General features: G+C 70.7%; 21 protein-coding genes, 1 other RNA gene and 1 pseudogene. 5 read left to right on the top strand and 18 right to left on the bottom strand.

Annotated elements, in window-relative coordinates; all coding sequences use genetic code 11:
* The 9 genes and pseudogenes from GXW78_RS22225 to GXW78_RS22185 form a co-directional block, all read right to left on the bottom strand.
* Positions 1-316, bottom strand: a pseudogene (locus GXW78_RS22225) (cell envelope integrity protein TolA); the annotation flags it as partial.
* 17 nt (positions 317-333) lie between these two features.
* A complete protein-coding gene (gene tolR, locus GXW78_RS22220; protein WP_211871088.1) occupies positions 334-834 on the bottom strand; it encodes a protein TolR in 501 nt (166 codons plus the stop codon).
* A gap of 4 nt (positions 835-838) precedes the next feature.
* A complete protein-coding gene (tolQ, locus tag GXW78_RS22215; RefSeq protein ID WP_211871087.1) occupies positions 839-1,579 on the bottom strand; it encodes a protein TolQ in 741 nt (246 codons plus the stop codon).
* A 70-nt stretch (positions 1,580-1,649) separates the two neighbouring features.
* Complete coding sequence (locus GXW78_RS22210; protein WP_338147816.1) at positions 1,650-2,123, bottom strand: YbgC/FadM family acyl-CoA thioesterase; 474 nt, start codon at positions 2,121-2,123, stop codon at positions 1,650-1,652.
* The gene (gene ruvB / locus GXW78_RS22205; RefSeq protein ID WP_211871085.1) at positions 2,120-3,157 is read right to left on the bottom strand and encodes a Holliday junction branch migration DNA helicase RuvB; all 1,038 of its coding nucleotides are present in this window, start codon (positions 3,155-3,157) and stop codon (positions 2,120-2,122) included. Before ruvB ends, GXW78_RS22210 begins: the two co-directional genes overlap by 4 nt.
* Complete coding sequence (gene ruvA / locus GXW78_RS22200; RefSeq protein WP_211871084.1) at positions 3,154-3,771, bottom strand: Holliday junction branch migration protein RuvA; 618 nt, start codon at positions 3,769-3,771, stop codon at positions 3,154-3,156. Before ruvA ends, ruvB begins: the two co-directional genes overlap by 4 nt.
* A gap of 268 nt (positions 3,772-4,039) precedes the next feature.
* The gene (ruvC, locus tag GXW78_RS22195) at positions 4,040-4,558 is read right to left on the bottom strand and encodes a crossover junction endodeoxyribonuclease RuvC (protein WP_211871083.1); all 519 of its coding nucleotides are present in this window, start codon (positions 4,556-4,558) and stop codon (positions 4,040-4,042) included.
* Between the two features lie 33 nt (positions 4,559-4,591).
* The gene (locus GXW78_RS22190) at positions 4,592-5,182 is read right to left on the bottom strand and encodes a hypothetical protein (RefSeq protein ID WP_211871082.1); all 591 of its coding nucleotides are present in this window, start codon (positions 5,180-5,182) and stop codon (positions 4,592-4,594) included.
* Between the two features lie 20 nt (positions 5,183-5,202).
* Positions 5,203-5,955: a YebC/PmpR family DNA-binding transcriptional regulator gene (locus tag GXW78_RS22185; protein WP_211871081.1), complete on the bottom strand. Its 753-nt coding sequence runs from the start codon at positions 5,953-5,955 to the stop codon at positions 5,203-5,205.
* Positions 5,956-6,074: 119 nt separating this feature from the next.
* Between GXW78_RS22185 and GXW78_RS22180 the strand changes: the two genes are divergently transcribed.
* Positions 6,075-6,704, top strand: a complete 630-nt coding sequence (locus GXW78_RS22180) for an MSMEG_1061 family FMN-dependent PPOX-type flavoprotein (protein WP_211871080.1) — start codon at positions 6,075-6,077, stop codon at positions 6,702-6,704.
* Here the strand turns inward: GXW78_RS22180 and GXW78_RS22175 are convergent, their stop codons facing one another.
* From GXW78_RS22175 to GXW78_RS22145, 7 genes are all read right to left on the bottom strand, one after another.
* The gene (locus tag GXW78_RS22175; protein WP_211871079.1) at positions 6,705-7,496 is read right to left on the bottom strand and encodes an SDR family oxidoreductase; all 792 of its coding nucleotides are present in this window, start codon (positions 7,494-7,496) and stop codon (positions 6,705-6,707) included.
* A 20-nt stretch (positions 7,497-7,516) separates the two neighbouring features.
* A complete protein-coding gene (locus tag GXW78_RS22170) occupies positions 7,517-9,280 on the bottom strand; it encodes a solute carrier family 23 protein (RefSeq protein ID WP_211871078.1) in 1,764 nt (587 codons plus the stop codon).
* A complete protein-coding gene (locus GXW78_RS22165; RefSeq protein WP_211871077.1) occupies positions 9,277-10,098 on the bottom strand; it encodes a TIGR00282 family metallophosphoesterase in 822 nt (273 codons plus the stop codon). Before GXW78_RS22165 ends, GXW78_RS22170 begins: the two co-directional genes overlap by 4 nt.
* On the bottom strand, positions 10,095-10,694 hold the full coding sequence (locus GXW78_RS22160; protein WP_211871076.1) for a 5-formyltetrahydrofolate cyclo-ligase: 600 nt from the start codon (positions 10,692-10,694) through the stop codon (positions 10,095-10,097). Before GXW78_RS22160 ends, GXW78_RS22165 begins: the two co-directional genes overlap by 4 nt.
* Before the next feature lie 336 nt (positions 10,695-11,030).
* A non-coding RNA gene (gene ssrS / locus GXW78_RS22155) (6S RNA) lies at positions 11,031-11,187 on the bottom strand.
* 9 nt (positions 11,188-11,196) lie between these two features.
* Positions 11,197-11,538: a cell division protein ZapA gene (locus GXW78_RS22150; protein ID WP_211871075.1), complete on the bottom strand. Its 342-nt coding sequence runs from the start codon at positions 11,536-11,538 to the stop codon at positions 11,197-11,199.
* Positions 11,538-11,858 (bottom strand): hypothetical protein, encoded by a 321-nt coding sequence (locus GXW78_RS22145; RefSeq protein WP_211871074.1) that lies wholly within the window; start codon positions 11,856-11,858, stop codon positions 11,538-11,540. Before GXW78_RS22145 ends, GXW78_RS22150 begins: the two co-directional genes overlap by 1 nt.
* Between GXW78_RS22145 and GXW78_RS22140 the strand changes: the two genes are divergently transcribed.
* Together GXW78_RS22140 and GXW78_RS22135 are read left to right on the top strand one after the other, a co-directional pair.
* Positions 11,857-12,297, top strand: coding sequence for a hypothetical protein (locus tag GXW78_RS22140; protein ID WP_211871073.1), 441 nt, complete (start codon positions 11,857-11,859; stop codon positions 12,295-12,297). The two genes, GXW78_RS22145 and GXW78_RS22140, sit on opposite strands and share 2 nt — an antisense overlap.
* 63 nt (positions 12,298-12,360) lie before the next feature.
* Positions 12,361-13,281, top strand: coding sequence for a class I fructose-bisphosphate aldolase (locus GXW78_RS22135; RefSeq protein ID WP_211871072.1), 921 nt, complete (start codon positions 12,361-12,363; stop codon positions 13,279-13,281).
* Positions 13,282-13,349: 68 nt separating this feature from the next.
* Here the strand turns inward: GXW78_RS22135 and catB are convergent, their stop codons facing one another.
* Positions 13,350-13,988 (bottom strand): type B chloramphenicol O-acetyltransferase, encoded by a 639-nt coding sequence (catB, locus tag GXW78_RS22130; RefSeq protein WP_211871071.1) that lies wholly within the window; start codon positions 13,986-13,988, stop codon positions 13,350-13,352.
* A gap of 193 nt (positions 13,989-14,181) precedes the next feature.
* Positions 14,182-14,598, bottom strand: a complete 417-nt coding sequence (locus GXW78_RS22125) for a VOC family protein (RefSeq protein WP_211871070.1) — start codon at positions 14,596-14,598, stop codon at positions 14,182-14,184.
* Here GXW78_RS22125 and thiE point away from each other — a divergent pair.
* Positions 14,583-15,236: a thiamine phosphate synthase gene (gene thiE, locus GXW78_RS22120; RefSeq protein ID WP_211871069.1), complete on the top strand. Its 654-nt coding sequence runs from the start codon at positions 14,583-14,585 to the stop codon at positions 15,234-15,236. The two genes, GXW78_RS22125 and thiE, sit on opposite strands and share 16 nt — an antisense overlap.
* A 13-nt stretch (positions 15,237-15,249) precedes the next feature.
* On the top strand, positions 15,250-15,984 hold the full coding sequence (locus tag GXW78_RS22115; RefSeq protein ID WP_211871068.1) for an FkbM family methyltransferase: 735 nt from the start codon (positions 15,250-15,252) through the stop codon (positions 15,982-15,984).

Raw genomic sequence — 15,984 nt, 5'->3', positions numbered from 1 at the left:
GCGGCGGCGGGGGTGGTGGCGGCGGTTCAGGCGGCGCGTTGCGCGGCGGCTCGGGCGCCGGCGGCTCGGGCGTCGTCGGCTCGGTGGGCGCGTCGGGGGTCGGCGGTGCCGCAATCGGCCGCGGCACATCCGCCTGGGCAAGCTGGGCCGGCCCAGGCGTCACCAGCTCGATGGCGATGCCCTGGTCCTCGGGTTCGGGGATGGTGCGGGCCAGCACGAACAGCACGCCGATCCCGAGAATCAGCGCGTGCAGCCCCGCAGAGACCCAGCCCCAGCGGTTCAGGTCCATCCGTGCAGTCCAGGCGGGCAGGCCCACCCCTCCGCTCCCTTTCGTCAGCGCGGCGCCGGAGGCGCGCCGGGCCGCGCGGCAGGCCGTGCCGGCGTGGTGGCCGGCGCACCGGCGGGCTGCTCCGCGAGAAGCGCCACGCGGGTGAAGCCGGCGGCGGCGATGGTGCCCATCACCTCCATCACCTTGCCGTAGGCGATGGCGCGATCGCCCCGCACGAAGATGCGGCGCTCGGGCTGGCCCTGCGGCTGGTTCGCCATGATGGCGCGCAGCTGCGGCACCAGGTTCTCCATCGGTACCTCGGTCTCCTGCAGGAAGACGCGGCCCTGCGGGTCGACCGAAATGGTCAGCGGCTCGGTTTCCTGGTTGAGCGGCGAGGCGGCGGTGCGCGGCAGGTCCACCGGCACGCCCACGGTCATCAGCGGCGCCGCCACCATGAAGATGATCAGCAGGACGAGCATGACGTCCACCAACGGGGTGACGTTGATCTCCGCCATGGGGCGGTAGCGCGAACGGCCGTTGCCGCGGCCGATCATGGACCCGGCCATGGCCCTACTCCGCCGCCGAGACGGCCGGGGTGGCCTTGTCGTTCGCCGCCGCCTCGGTCTGGCGGGACAGGATGGCCGCGAACTCCGTCGCGAAGGATTCCATCCGGCCCGCGAAGCGCGCGAGGTCCGTCGTGATCTTGTTGTAGGCCAGCACCGCCGGGATGGCGGCGACCAGGCCGATCGCGGTCGCGAACAGCGCCTCCGCAATACCCGGCGCCACGACGGCGAGGTTGGTGTTCTGCATGCCCGCGATGGCGGCGAAGGAATTCATGATGCCCCAGACGGTGCCGAACAGGCCGATGAAGGGCGCGACGGAGCCGACCGAGGCGAGAAAGACCATCCAGCGTTCCAGGCGCTCCATCTCGCGCCCGATGGTCACGGACATGGCGCGCTCCACGCGCTCCTTGGCGCCACCGAGCAGCGCCGCCGGCCCGGCCGAGCGGCGCCATTCGCGCATGGCCGATCCGAACACCGCAGCGAGCGGATGGGACGGGTCCTCGCCTTCCTTGGCATAGAGATCGTCGAGGCTGCCGCCGGACCAGAAGCGATCCTCGAAGGCATCGGCGGCCTTGTTGGCGCGGCGCAGGCTCGTCACCTTGTCGAAGACGATCGCCCAGACCCAGATGCTCGCGAGCAGCAGGCCGATCATTACCGTCTTCACGATCCAGTCGGCCTGGAGGAAGAGCCCCCAGAGCGACAGGTCGTGGGCAGCCTGCCCCAGCGCCTCAGCCGTCACACCGTTCACGCCAGATCTCCTTTCCCGCCCCGTTCGGAGCGTCTGCGGCCGGGGCCGCCTGCACCACCCATCGGAACCGTCAGCCGGCCGCCGCCGGCACGACCAGGTCCCGCAGAACACTTCGCCATGGCTCGGGCAGAGGCACGGGCTTCAACGACCTCTGACCGACGCAGACCAGGCCGACCTTCAGCCCCGCCAGCCGCTCGCCCGGCGCGCCATCCTCCCCTCCGGCCGCCGCGCGGACGGTCTGGCTGAGAAGGATCTGGGCGCCGGTCACCCGCAGGATTGCGGTCTCCACGACCACGGGGTCGTCGAGGCGGGCGGGCCGCCAATACTCCACTTCGATGCGACGCACCACCAGCATCGCATTGTGACGTTCGATCATAAATTGATGCGGCAAGCCTATGTCACGCAATGATTCCGTGCGCGCCCGTTCCGCCCAGTGGAGATATCGGGCGTGGTAGGCCATTCCCCCGGCATCGGTGTCCTCGAAATACACCCGGAGGTTGTATCGATGGACCCTATCGTCCGTTTTCGGCGCCAGATCGCTCACGCATCCGTGTCCCGCAACAGGTCGAGCTGCGCCACCATCGAGGCTGGCGGCGCCAGCCCGAGGTGACGCCATCCGGCTTCGCCCAGCATTCGCCCGCGGGGCGTGCGCAATACCAGCCCCTCCTGGATCAGGAAGGGCTCGACCACTTCCTCGAGCGTATCGCGGCCCTCGGCCAGCGCCGCGGACAGGGTCTCGATACCGACCGGACCCCCGCCATGATGCTCGGCGATGCGGCGGAGGTAGCGCCGGTCCATCGCATCGAGGCCGAGGGCGTCCACTTCCAGCCGCAGCAACGCGGCATCGACCATGGCCCGGTCGGCGTCCTGGCCCTGGACCATGGCGAAGTCGCGCACCCGGCGCAGCAGGCGGCCGGCGATGCGCGGCGTCCCGCGGGAGCGCTTCGCGATCTCCATCGCACCGTCTTCCGAAAGCGGGAATCCGAGCTTGCGCGCGCCGCGGCTGACGATGCCGTGCAGTTCCTCGGCGGTGTAGAAGATCAGCCGCAGGGGAATGCCGAAGCGGTCGCGCAGCGGCGTGGCCAGCAGCCCGGCGCGCGTCGTGGCCCCGATCAGCGTGAAGGGCGGGATGTCGATGCGCACCGTGCGCGCCGCCGGCCCCTCCCCGATGATCAGGTCGAGGCAGAAATCCTCCATCGCCGGGTACAGCGTCTCCTCGATCGCCGGCTGGAGTCGATGGATCTCGTCCACGAACAGCACGTCGCGCGGCTGCAGGTTCGTCAGGATCGCAGCGAGGTCGCCCGACCGCTGCAGCACCGGCCCCGACGTCGCGCGGAAGCCCACGCCCAGTTCCCGCGCGACGATCTGCGCGAGCGTCGTCTTGCCGAGCCCCGGCGGGCCGTGGAACAGGACATGGTCCATCGGCTCGGCCCGCGCCTTCGCCGCGGCGATGAAGACCGAGAGGTTCTCGCGCAACGACTGCTGCCCGGTGAAGTCGGCGATGGTCTGCGGGCGCAGCGCGTGCTCGCCGTAGTCGTCACCCTGGCGCTCGGGGTCGGTGATGCGGTCGCCGCTCACCGCGCCATCTCCTTGAGCCCGTCGCGGATCAGCGCGTCGAGCGTCGCCCCTTCACCCAGCCGCTTCGCGACACGGCCGATGGCCGCCGCCGCCTGCGGCTGCTTCCAGCCGAGATTGACCAGCGCCGACACCGCATCGGCTTCCGCGCCCGCTTCCGGCGCCGCAGCGGGCAGCACGCCTTCGCCATCCGCGTCCGGCGTCGCTCGGCCGACCGCCCATTTCTGCATCGCCGGCTCGTCGACGATGCGGTTCGCCGTAGCCGCGCCGAGGCCCTTCACCTCCGACAGCCGCTTGCGCTCCTTGCCCGCGATGGCGCGCGCAAGCCCGTCGGGCGACAGCGAGGACAGCACGATCAGCGCCTTCTGCGGGCCGACCGTCTTCACCTCGATCAGCGCGCGGAAGGCCTCGCGCTCCGCCGCGTCGGCGAAGCCGTAGAGCGTGATGGCGTCCTGGCTGACGCGGGTTTCCACCAACAGCCGCTGCACGCCGTCCCGCCCGGCCAGGGCATCGAGCGTCTTGCGCGAGCAGGACAGCAGGTAGCCGACACCGTTCACGTCGAAGACGCAGCCGCCCTCATGCGTAGAGTCCACGCGGCCCTTCAAGGCGCCGATCATGGCGCGCGATCGGAGGGGCTCTGCCCCTCCGAACCTCCCCGCCAGGATGCTGGGCATCCTGGACCGCAATCCTTTGGCGCCGCGCAGAACTGCCGCGCCATCACCTTCCAACGTCCGCCGCGCGCAAAGGCGGGTTTCGATGGTCGGGCCGACCCGGAAGCACGGCGCCAAATGGAGGTTTGCAAAGGCCTTTCGGCCTTTGCTGGGGTGGCTTGGAGGGGCAAAGCCCCTCCAATCTCCCGGCGCCCAATACCGCCCACACCCGCCCTCATGCCGGCTGATACCCACGCGCCAGCGCCTGCCGGGACTGCCGGTGATGCGCGTGGCAGATCGCGACCGCCAGCGCGTCGGCAGCGTCCGCGCGTTTGAACGTCACGCCGGGCAGCAGGTGCTTCACCATCGCCTGCACCTGTTCCTTCGCCGCGTGGCCGTTGCCGACCACGGCGCGCTTCACCTCCATCGCCCCGTATTGCGCGACGGCGAGGCCCGCGAGCGCCGGCGCCAGCACCACCACGCCACGCGCCTGGCCGAGCTTCAGCGCGGAATCCGGATTGCGGGCGACATAGGTGTTCTCGACGGCGGCTTCCTCCGGCGCGTGCAGGTCGATCATGGCGGCGAGGCCGCGGTGGAGGGCGAGAAGCCGGTCCGGCAGTTCCTCGGCCGGCGTGGTGGAGATCACGCCCTCGGCCAGGAAGCGCAGGCGGAAGCCGTCATGCTCGATCAGCCCCCAGCCGGTGTGCTGGAGGCCGGGGTCGAGTCCCAGGATGCGAATCGGCCGGCGCGACATGGCGGCGGAGACTACCAGAAGCGGCGCCCTGCCTCACGACGCCGCGGCCGGCGCCACCTTGTTCACATTGGCTCGCCCCCACCAGGCGATGCGCACACCAAGCGCTGCGCCCAGCCGGTCCGGCGCCGTCACATCCAGGTCGAGGAAGGCCGGATCGCCGCCAAACCGCGCGAGGACGGCCGCGTGGTGCCGTTCGATCCAGCCCACCAGTTCCTCCGGCCGGCGGCCGAAGCCGCGCGGCAGGCCTGGAATGTCGGATATCGCGAAACGGTCCCGCATATCGTACCAGCGGCCGATCGAATCGGCGATCGCGGCGGGCTCCCGCCGGTTCAGCACCATCAGGCACCGCGGATGGCGCGCGCGGATCGCCTCGAGCACCACGAAGTCGAGGTTCGGCCAGTAGTTCAGCTTCAGATGCGGTTGGCAGACATCCATCTGCGTGACGGCATCGAGGCCATGCAGCCGCGCGAAGGGATCGCCCTCGGCGAACAGCCCTTCATAGACCAACTGTCCGATCGGCCTGTCGTTCCACCGCCAATGGGCCGCAGTGAGGCCGCTGCGCGTCAGCGCCTCCTGGATCGTCGAGGTTCCGGACTTGGGAAAGCCGATCACCACCGCGCGCATGGCTTCGGGCCCGCGCGGCGTCAGGCAGCGGAAAGCCGGGCGGCGGCGGCCTCGTCCACCTCGAAGTTAGCATAGACCGTCTGGACGTCGTCGTGGTCGTCCAGCGCATCGACCAGCTTGAGAATGTCGCGCGCCTTCTCCTCGTCGAGGTCGATGGTGGTGGACGGCCACCATTCGAGCTTCGCCGCCTGCGCCTCGCCGAAGCTCGCCTCCAGGGCATCGCGCACCGCGGCGAAATCTTCGACGGAGCAGGAGACTTCATGCGTCTCCTCATCCGATTCGACATCCTCGGCGCCGGCCTCGATCGCCGCTTCCAGCATGGCGTCGGCGCTCGCCGCCGCCAGCGGGTATCGCAGCACGCCCTTGCGGTCGAACTGGAAGGCGACCGAGTTGCTCTCACCCAGCGCGCCGCCGTTCTTGTTGAAGATCGAGCGCAGGTCGCCGCCGGTGCGGTTGCGATTGTCGGTCAGGGCCTCGACGATGATCGCGATGCCGTAGGGGCCGTAGCCCTCGTAGCGGACCTCCTGCCAGTCCTCGCCCTGCCCCGCCGTGCTGGCGCGCTTGATGGCCCGGTCGATGGTGTCGCGCGTCATGTTCGCCACCAGCGCAGCCTTCACCGCGGCCCGCAGGCGCGGGTTCATCGCCGGATCCGGCATGCCCTGCTTGGCAGAGACGGTGATCTCGCGGATCAGCTTGCCAAAGGCCTGGGCGCGCTTGGCCCCCTGGGCGGCCTTGCGGTGCATGACGTTCTTGGCGTGCGAATGGCCGGCCATGGCCGCCTCTCTCTCAGGAAACCGGTGCGTGGGATGGGTGGGGCTTTTACCGGCCGGGGCCCGGGCGGGGCAAGCGCGGGCTGGTAAACCAGCCGCCCGCCGCGCCAGAATGGCCCGCCATGGACATGCAGCCCCCCGCCGACCCCTTCGCCATCACCACCGAGGCGCAGCTCCGCACCCTCTACGGCGAAACGTCCGAACTCGCCGCAAAGAAGGTCTCGCCGCGCGTCGAGGCGACGGCACGCGCCTGGATCGCCGCCTCCCCCTTCTGCGTGCTGTCCACCGTGGGCAGCCGGGGGGTGCATGCGACGCCGCGCGGGGACGCGCCCGGCTTCGTGGCGGTGGAGCCCGACGGCACGCTCATCATCCCGGACCGGCGCGGCAACAACCGGCTGGACGGGCTGCGCGACATCCTCGAGGACAACCGTGTCTCCGTGATCTTCTTCGTCCCCGGCGCCTCCGAGGTGCTGCGCGTGCACGGCACCGCGCGCATCACAGCGGACCCGGCGCTGACGGCCCGTTTCGTCGAACGCGGCAAGGCGCCCACCACCGTGCTGGTGGTGACGGTGAGCGACCTGTTCATGCAATGCGCGAAATCGGTGATGAGGTCGCGCCTCTGGGACGGGAAGGCGCGGCCGGCGGGGCTGCCCACCATGGGCAAGCTCATCGCCGCCCATAGCGGGCGCGACCTCGACACCGATGCGTATGACCAGGCCGCGCCGGCGCGCCTGGAGCAGACGATGTACTGATCAGAGCAGCCCGCGCGCGATCCCGCCATCGACGTTCACCGTCTGCCCGGTGACATAAGCGGCGCGGGGGCTCGACAGCCAGGCGACCATCGCGGCGATCTCCTCCGGCCGCCCGAAGCGGCCGAGCGGGATCTCATGGGCGAATTCGGCGATGACCTCGTCGAAGGGCACCCCGCGTTCGGCCGCCATCTTCTCCGCGCGGTCCGTCCAGAGCCGCGTCAGGGTCCGGCCGGGCGCGACGCAGTTCACGCGAATGCCCTCGGCCGCGTATTCCCCGGCGAGCGTCTTGGTCAGCCCGAGCAGTCCCGCCTTGTGCACGTTGGACACGATCTGGTTGGGATAGGGCATGCGCGAGGCCGCCGCGCCCAGCAGGACGATCGACGGGTCCGCACCCTTGCGCAGCAGCGGCAGCGCCGCGCGCACGACCCGCACGGCCGACAGCACGTTGAAGCCGTAATTGCCGAGCCAATCCTCGTCCGACAGCGCCTCGAAGCCCGACCGGATCGAGCCGCCCACGGCATCGACCAGCGCATCGAGCGCGCCCCAGCGCGAGGCGGCTTCCGCCAGCAGGGCATCGGCCGCCCCCGCCACGGTGATATCCGCCGTCGCGGTCGCCGGGCGACGGCCCGTCGCTGCCCCGATGCGGTCCGCCGCCGCGGCGATGCCCGCCGGGTCACGGGAAGCGATAAGCAGCTCCGCGCCTTCCGCCGCCAGCATGTCCGCCGCGGCGAAGCCGATGCCCGCCGACGCACCCACCACGAGCACGCGGCGCCCCGCATAGCCGAGATCCATCCCTGTCGTCCTTCTCTGCTTCAGTCCTGGAATTCGATGTGCAGTTCCTGGCCTTCGGCCGTGCTGCGCGTGCCGTGGCTCGTGGCTTCTCGCAGGGCGAGCCACAGCGAGACCGCCTCCATCGCGTCGCCGCCGGCTTCGATGGCGTCGAGGTTCGGCCGGCGCGCCGGCGTCGGCAGCGGCGCGCCACGGAAGGCAACGGTCAGGTGCACCGCCTCGTCCGCCTGCGTCGCCACCACCGTCATGCCGACCAGGCCGCGGCCGGCGAGCAGATCCCCGAATTCGGCGAGCGCGTGGTGCATCTTGCGTACGGTTTCCGGCCGCAGGCCCCATGCGCCGCCGATCGCATGCGCGCGGTCCTGCAGCATGTCGCCCATCCCGGCGCCGAAGGGCTGGTAGAAGCGCTGCACGCGCCGCACCAGCGGCAGGGTCACCAGGTTGGCGAGGAAGGCGACCAGCGCCCCCATCGCGAGTGGCGAGGCGAGCGCGGGCACGGCGGCCGCGAAGAAGCCCGGCGCGGTCAACACGGACAGGCCCGCCGTCAGCCCCAGCCCCGCCACCACGGTGCGCCTCGTGTCGAGCGTGCGCAGCACGACCATGGCGCAACCCTGCGCCATCATGAAGCCGGCGACGTAGAGCAGCATCGCCGCCTGCACCGGCGCCGGCACCAGGATGAACAGCGCCACGGCCTTGGGACAGAAGGCGATCAGGAACAGGATGCCTGAGCCGATCAGCGCGATGCCGCGGGCGAAGCTGCGCGTCGCGATCGACAGCGCCACGCAGGAGGCCGACGCCCCGCCCGTCAGTGCACCGAGCGAGCCGCCGAGCGCCACGGCCAGCCCGTGTCCGAGGATGCCGCGCCGGATCGGCCCCGGATCGGCCCGCGTCCAGCCGCCATCCGTCGCCCGCTGAAAGGCGACCAGCACGCCCACCATCGACGCGAGCGACGGCACCAGCGTGACGAGGAAGGCGACAAGCAGGGTCGGGTCGAAGGAGAAATCCGGCAGCGCCGCCGGGGTCGGCAGGGCGAACCAGGGTGCGGCCACGAGCAGGTCGTGCGCGCCCTCCGGCGTCATGCCGAGGACCATCGACACGGCGGTGCCGGCCGCCGCCCCGATCAGCACGGCATAGGCCGCGAAGCGCGTGCGCAGCACGGCGATGACGACCATCAGCGCGAAGCAGCCGAAGGCGACGGCGCTGCCCGGCACCGCCTCCCCCGGCGAGGCCGGGTCCACATGCAGCAATGTCATCATCGTCGGCAGCAGGGACGCACCGACCATGAACACGACCACGCCCGTCACCTCGGTCGGCAGCAACGCGGTCAGGCGGCGCGTCATCGGCGCGAAGAGCATCGCGGCGATGCCGGTGATGACCACCATGGCCGCAGCCTGGCCGAGCGTCTGCCCGGCACCCGCCGCCAGCAGCATCGGCGCCATCATGGTTGCGGAGGGCGCGGCGACGAGTGGATAGCCCGACCCGACCGGCCCCTTGGTCAACCCCTGCAGGACGGCGTAGAGCGCAAGGCCCAGAAGCGACAGGCAGAGCATGTTCGTCGCGTCGAGCGCCGAGCCGCCGAAGGCCGCGGCGACGATGCCGGGCAGCAGGAAGTAGATGGATTGCAGGCCGATCTGCTGGCTGGCGAGAGCCAGGCCCCGGACCGGTGCAACGCGGTCGTTCAGGCCGAGCTCGACATCCGGCACGTGGCTCGGGACACGGTCGTCACGCCGGCTGAACAGCGCCTGCCAGGCGCCATCGACCCGGCCGCTGCTTCGCGCCGTGCTCATGCCGCCGGCATGGCGGGGGAAAGCGATCCGCCGAGCCGCACGGGCTCCGCACGCACGGCAAGGCCCGTGGCATCGTCGGTCTCGACGAACAGGCCGCAGACCGTCGCCTCCGCCTCGGCCGGCGCGAGGCGTTCGGCCGGCACCTTGCGCCAGAAGCGCAGGGACGCGCCGCCCTTCTGCATGCCGATGACACTGTCGTAGTCGCCGCACATGCCGGCATCGGTCTGGAACGCTGTGCCGCCCGGCAGCACGCGATGATCGGCCGAGGGCACATGCGTATGCGTGCCGATGACGAGCGAGGCACGGCCATCGAAGGAATGCGCCATGGCCTGCTTCTCGGAAGTCGCCTCGGCATGGATGTCGATCACCACCGCCTGCACCGAGCCCTGCGGGCCGAGCGAGTGCTTCGCGAGTTCCCCCTGCACGGCGCGGAAGGGGTCGTCGAGCGGTTCCATGAACAGCCGGCCCATGACCTGGATCACCAGGGCGCGGCGGCCATCGTGGAGGGAGGCGACCGCCGCCCCCTGCCCCGGCGTGCCCGGCGCGTAATTCATCGGCCGGATCAGTCGGGGTTCCTCCGCGATGAAGGGAATGATCTCCTTGCGGTCCCAGGCGTGGTTGCCGAGGGTCAGCACATCCGCGCCGGCGGCGAACAGGGCGCGTGCCATCTCCGGCGCGAGGCCGAAGCCGTGGGAGGCGTTCTCGGCATTCACCACCACCAGGTTCAGGCGCAGGTCGCGGCGCAGCGCGGGCAGCGCCGCCGCCACCGCATCGCGCCCCGACCGCCCGACGATGTCACCGAGGAAAAGGAGCCTCACGAAGCCCCGCCGCAGATCACCACGCCATTCTCCGTCGCCACGCGCGCGAGCCGGACATCGGTCGGCCCGGCCGGCACGCCCGGCGGTTCGTGCATTTCCTGGACAGCATAGGCAACCCCGACCGCGATCGCGCGAGGCAGGGCGGCAAGGGTCCGGTCGAAATAGCCGCCGCCGTAGCCGAGCCGGCCGCCGGAGCGATCAAATGCGAGCAGTGGCACGAACAGCCAGTCCGGCTCGGCCTCATCTCCGCCGACCGGCTGGCGGGTGCCGAGCGGCCCGCGGCTGAGCGGATCGCCGGGCGCCCAGCGCCGGAAGCGCAGCGGCTGCCCGCGCTTCGGCGTAACCGGCAGGCAGAGCGGTTGCCCCCGCGCATGGAGCGCGGCGAGCAGCGGCCGGACGTCAATCTCGGGTCCCATGGGCCAGAAGGCGGAGACGAGGGCACCGGCCGGCGGTGGGCAATCGCGCAGGATGACGGCCGCCAGCGCCTCCCCCTTCCCCGCCGGATCAACGGTCGCGCGACGTTCGAGCGCCACCCGCCGCGCCTCCGCCTTCAGTTCGGCCAGCAGGACGTCGCAGTAAGGAGCGTCGGTGTTCATTCGGTCAGTCTAGCGCCGCCGCACCTCCACCAGGAACCGTAGCCGGACATCGGGGGGACGAACGAATCGGAGCTTGCCGCGAGCACGAAGCGCGACCGTCGGGCAGAGGGAGACCGCCCCAGACGGGGTCACCCGCCGCCCGGGCGGCGCAACAACCGGATCGCGGCCCCGCGATCCGCGAGCGCGAAGCGCGACCGCGCCCAGACCGCCCGCCGCCCCCAACGCCACATCACAGGGCGCGAAGGCAAGGCGCCGCCCGCCGTCTGAGGGCACAAAAAAAGCCAGCCAGCGGCCGGCACCCCAAGCGACTTCAGCAGATCAAACCGGAACGAAAAGTGCGGAGCCACCATAGGCCGCTGGCGTCTCACCCTCCCAAGGCCTGCTAATGCAGGTGGGCGCCAGGTACCTGGACCAGGGTCCAGACAGAGCCAGCTCCCGGAGGATGCTTATTGGCCCTGGGGATGAATTGCCTAGGCGCACCGGGCAGCCCCGCCCAGTAAAGCTAGGTGCGCTCCAGCCCCGCTGCAATGGCCTCGATGGTTTCAGCCAGACCGTTCAGGCGGGCGATCAGTTCCGGGTCGGGCTCGGCGGGCACGGGGGTCGCGGCGACCGCGCCGCCGGCCTTCAGCGCGGCGACCTCGGCCTGCAGATCGGCGGCCTCGTCGGCGAGCTGCAGGGCAGCAAGGAGCAGCATGCGGGTCTCCCCGAACTGCATGCCCATGGCCTTCAGCGTGCCGATGCGCTTGTCGACCTCGGTCGCCATGTTGGTCAGGTGGCGTTCCTGGCCGTCCTGGCAGGCGACGGGGTGGGAGTAGCCGCCGACGCGGACCGTGACCTGAGCCATCAGCCCTCCTCGCCCAGCACGCCGCGCAGGCGCCCGATGGTTTCGTCGAGGCGGGCGGCCAGGGCCGCCACCGCGGCCGGATCGACACCGGGCGAGTCGCCCTCGCCGCGCGGGGCGGCCGGGCGGGCGCTGGCGGCGCGGGACAGCCGCTCCACCGCCGCTTCCAGCCGAAGGGTGGCTTCGGCCACCGGGTCCACCGCTTCGCTCAATCCGCCCCCTTGAAGGTCCGTGATTCCCTTCCCCGCCAAACCGCGCGAGGGTACGGGAAAGGCTTGGCAGAGAGGGGCCTCGGGGTCAACGGTGACGTCATCTGTCAGCATGCCGGCAGTGGTGGTGCATGGGCTGGACCAGGCGGCGGCGGCGCTGGCCGCGGCCGGCGCGCGGGGGGTGCTGCTGCTCTCTGCCCCCGGGGCCGGCGGGTTTGCGGGGGCAGGCTGGTTCCTGGCCCTCGTCGCGGCGGCGCGCCGGCGGCACCCGCAGTCCCGCTGCGCGGCCGCCCTCGACTGCGCGGACGCGGCAGGCAGCGCGTTGACGGCGCTGCGCGCAGGGGTGGGCATCGTCATCCTGGACGGGGCCAGCCCGGCCTTCGGGGCGGTGGCGAAAGCGGCCGGCGAGACCGGGGCGCTGCTGCTGCCGGCGCGCCCGGCGGCGCTCGACCTCGCCGGCCTGGACCTGCGGCGGCGGGATGACTTGGCTAGCCTCGCCGGCTGGCTCGCCATGGAAGCGCCACAGGGATCGCCCACATCGCCTGCCCCGTGACAGGATCGGGCGCCTGCGCTATCGCGCCGGGGCCGAACGTGAAGCCGAAGAAGGACGCCGGACATGAAGCTGACCCGCCGCGTGAAGGAAATCCTCTCCTGGTATGAGAGCGACAACCCCGGGACCAAGGCGAACCTCGCCCGCATCCTGATGGAAGGGAAGCTCGGCGGCACCGGCCGCATGGTGATCCTGCCGGTCGACCAGGGCTTCGAGCACGGCCCGGCCCGCTCCTTCGCGCCGAACCCCGCGGCCTACGACCCGCACTATCACTTCGAGCTGGCGATCGAAGCGGGGCTGAACGCCTATGCCGCGCCGCTTGGCATGATCGAGGCCGGGGCGGCGACCTTCGCCGGCGCCATCCCGACGATCCTCAAGGTCAATTCCTCGAACAGCCTGTCCACCACGAAGGATCAGGCGGTGACCGGGTCGGTGGCGGATGCGCTGCGCCTCGGCTGCTCGGCGATCGGCTTCACGATCTACCCGTCCTCCGAATACCAGTTCGAGATGATGGAGGAGCTGCGCGAGCTCGCCGAGGAAGCGAAGTCGGCGGGTCTGGCGGTCGTCGTGTGGTCGTATCCGCGCGGACCGATGCTGGACAAGACCGGCGAGACGGCCTTCGACATCTGCGCCTATGCGGCGCACATGGCGGCCCTGCTCGGCGCGCACATCATCAAGGTGAAGCCGCCGATGGAGCCCGTCTCGCTCGAGGCGGCGAAGAAGACCTACACCGACCGCAAGATCGACGGGTCGGACCTGACGGCGCGCATCAGGCACGTCGTGCAGTCCTGCTTCAACGGCCGGCGCCTGGTGGTCTTCTCGGGCGGCGAGGCGAAGGGCGCGGAGGCGCTGCTCGACGAAGCGCGCGCCATCCATGCCGGCGGCGGCAACGGCTCCATCGTCGGCCGCAACGCCTTCCAGCGGCCGAAGGATGAGGCGCTGAAGCTGCTCGCCTCGATGATCGAGGTCTACAAGACCAAGGTGTGACGTCGCGCCCCAGGGCGTGATGGCGCCGCCGCGAGGGAAGCCTCGCGGCGGCGTTTTGTTTTGGCGGGTCAGCCCGCCGGCGCGATACTGTCCCGCCAATGGCGGTGTAGCGCCGCGACATTCCCGTCGGTCAGCAGCGGCATGGCGTCGCGGAGCTGGTCGTCGGTCCAGTCCCACCAGCGCATCTCCAGCAGCATCGTCCGCTCGGCCTCGTCGAAGCGCATGCGGATCACCTTCCCCGGATTGCCTGCGACGACGGCGTAGGGTTCCACGTCGCGCGTGACGACGGCTCGTGCCCCGATCAGCGCCCCGTGTCCGACGGTGACGCCCGGCATGATCATCGCCTCCGCGCCGATCCAGACGTCATGGCCGATGACGGTGTCGCCGGCGGGGCGGTACCCGTTCCGTGCACCGGCGAAGGATGGCTCGTCGGGCAGGAAGAAGAACGGAAAGGTGCTGATCCAGTCCAGGCGATGGCCCTGGTTGCCCGCCATCACGAAGCTGGCGCCGGTGCCGATCGAGCAGAAGCTGCCGATGATCAGCTTGTCGGCATCCGGCTGCGGCAACAGGTAGCGCGCACAATCGTCGAAGCCGTGGCCGTGATAGTAGCCGGAATAGTAGCTGTAGCGGCCGACCCGGATGTTCGGGTGAGTGACCTGCTCCGACAGCGGAATGCCCTTGAAAGGGCTCTCGAAGAAATTGGGCATGGGATACTCGCAGCCTGACCGCCGATGGCTGTCGTCAGGACATGAAGGTGGCCTTGCCGGCAGGCACGGATGGCCGGCCGGATCTCATGTTCCTCGCGCGCGTGGCGCGGGAACGCGGTTCAGGGGGTACTCGGCGCGGCCTTCATGCGGGCGGAGTATGCGAAGACGGCCGTCAGGCGACAAGCGGCGGCCGTCACGTCTTCCAGGGATCGTAGGTCCCGAAATCCCACAGATAGCCCCCGATATCGCGGGCGACATACTCCCGGGACCCATATTCCCGGTCGAGCGGGCCTTCGAGGATCTCCGCGCCCGCCGCCCGCGCCTTGGCACAATGCGCATCCGGGTCGGCGACGATGACATAGATGCAGTCCGTCACGCCGCCCGCCTCGCTCGGCAGACGCATGTCGAAGAACTGGCGGCCGGTGCCGCTGACCATCAGCATGCCGCGCCTCTCGCCCTCGCCATGGGTAAGCTCGGCATGGATGATGCCGCCATCCTCGCCGCGGGCCACCATCTTCTCGACGAAGCCGAAGGCGTCCTTCAGAAAGCGGAGCGCGGCCTCCGGGTCGGGATAGCGCAGGCAAGGAATGATCGATGGCGAATGCGGCATCTCACGGCGTCTCCTCGGCTGGATGCCGCTTGTACCTGATCACGCCGCCGCGGATCGATCCCGCCGCGTTTCGTGACCACCTGGCCGCGGCGCTGGACGCCGGCGACGTCGCCTGCCTGCAGCTCCGGCTGAAGGATGCTGCGGCCGACGACATCGAGCGCGCCGCCGAGGCCCTGATGCCGGTCTGCTACGCGCACGACGTCGCCTTCATTCTCAATGACGATGCGAAGCTCGCTCATGCGCTGGGCTGCGACGGCGCACATCTGGGCCAGACGGACGGCGACCACGAAGGCGCGCGGGCGCTGCTCAAGGACAGCATCCTCGGCATCACCTGCCATGCCTCGCGGCACCTGGCGATGGAGGCGGGCGAACTCGGCGCGGACTACGTCGCCTTCGGCGCCTTCTTTCCGACCGAGACGAAGGACACGGTGCACACCGCCGGGATCGACCTGTTGGAATGGTGGTCGGAGATGATGGAAATCCCCTGCGTCGCGATCGGCGGCATCACCGCGGCGAATTGCGGCCCGCTGGTGCGGGCGGGGGCGGATTTCCTCGCCGTGGTGGGGGCAGTGTGGAACCATCCGGACGGGCCGGCGGCCGGGGTGCGCGCGATGAACGCGGCGATCGCGGCCGCCTGACGCGGACGACGTCATGGACGAGACCACCTTCCACCGGCTGCTCCATCGACCCGGCACGCTGGTCGATGCCGGGGCGCATGACGGGCTGATCACCATTCCGCTGGCGCGTCTGCCCTCCTCCCGCGTGCTCGCCTTCGAGCCGCTGCCGGCCGCCGCCGCGCGCCTCCGCGCGGCACTGGCCGATGCCTTCGGCGCGCTGCCGCCCCATGTCGCGATCCATCAAGCCGCGCTGGGCGACCGAACGGGCGAGGCAATGCTCGCGATGCCGGTGCTCGACGGCGTGCGACAGGAACAATGGGCCAGCACGGCGAAGGACTATGCCGCGCATCGCTCCGGGCGCGTCGGCATCGAGCGGTTCACCGTCACGCTGATGCGGCTGGACGATTTCGGCATCACGGATCTCACGGCCATCAAGATCGACGCCGAGGGCGCGGAGTACGAGATCCTGCGGGGCGCTCGCGAGACGCTGCTGCGCTGCCGCCCTGTCCTGACGATCGAGATCGAGGAACGTCATCGGCAGGGCAGCACATGGTCGGTGCCGGCCTATCTCGACGCGCTCGGCTACGATGTGATGTTCGAACTGGGAGGGGACTGGTTTCCCGTGTGCGCGCTCGACCGTGCGACGATGCAGCGGGCCTCGCCCGACCCGGCGGTGTTCGAGGCCTCGGACCCCTATGTCTTCGTCTTCTACGCCCTGCCGCGGGAGAACGCGGCGGGTCTGCTGGCGCGGCTGCGGACAGCGGCGTAA

The organism is Neoroseomonas terrae (assembly GCF_018129025.1).
GTDB lineage: Bacteria > Pseudomonadota > Alphaproteobacteria > Acetobacterales > Acetobacteraceae > Neoroseomonas > Neoroseomonas terrae.
The sequence above is the reverse complement of the archived record's forward strand: the minus strand, read 5'-3'. Positions and strand labels throughout refer to the sequence as shown.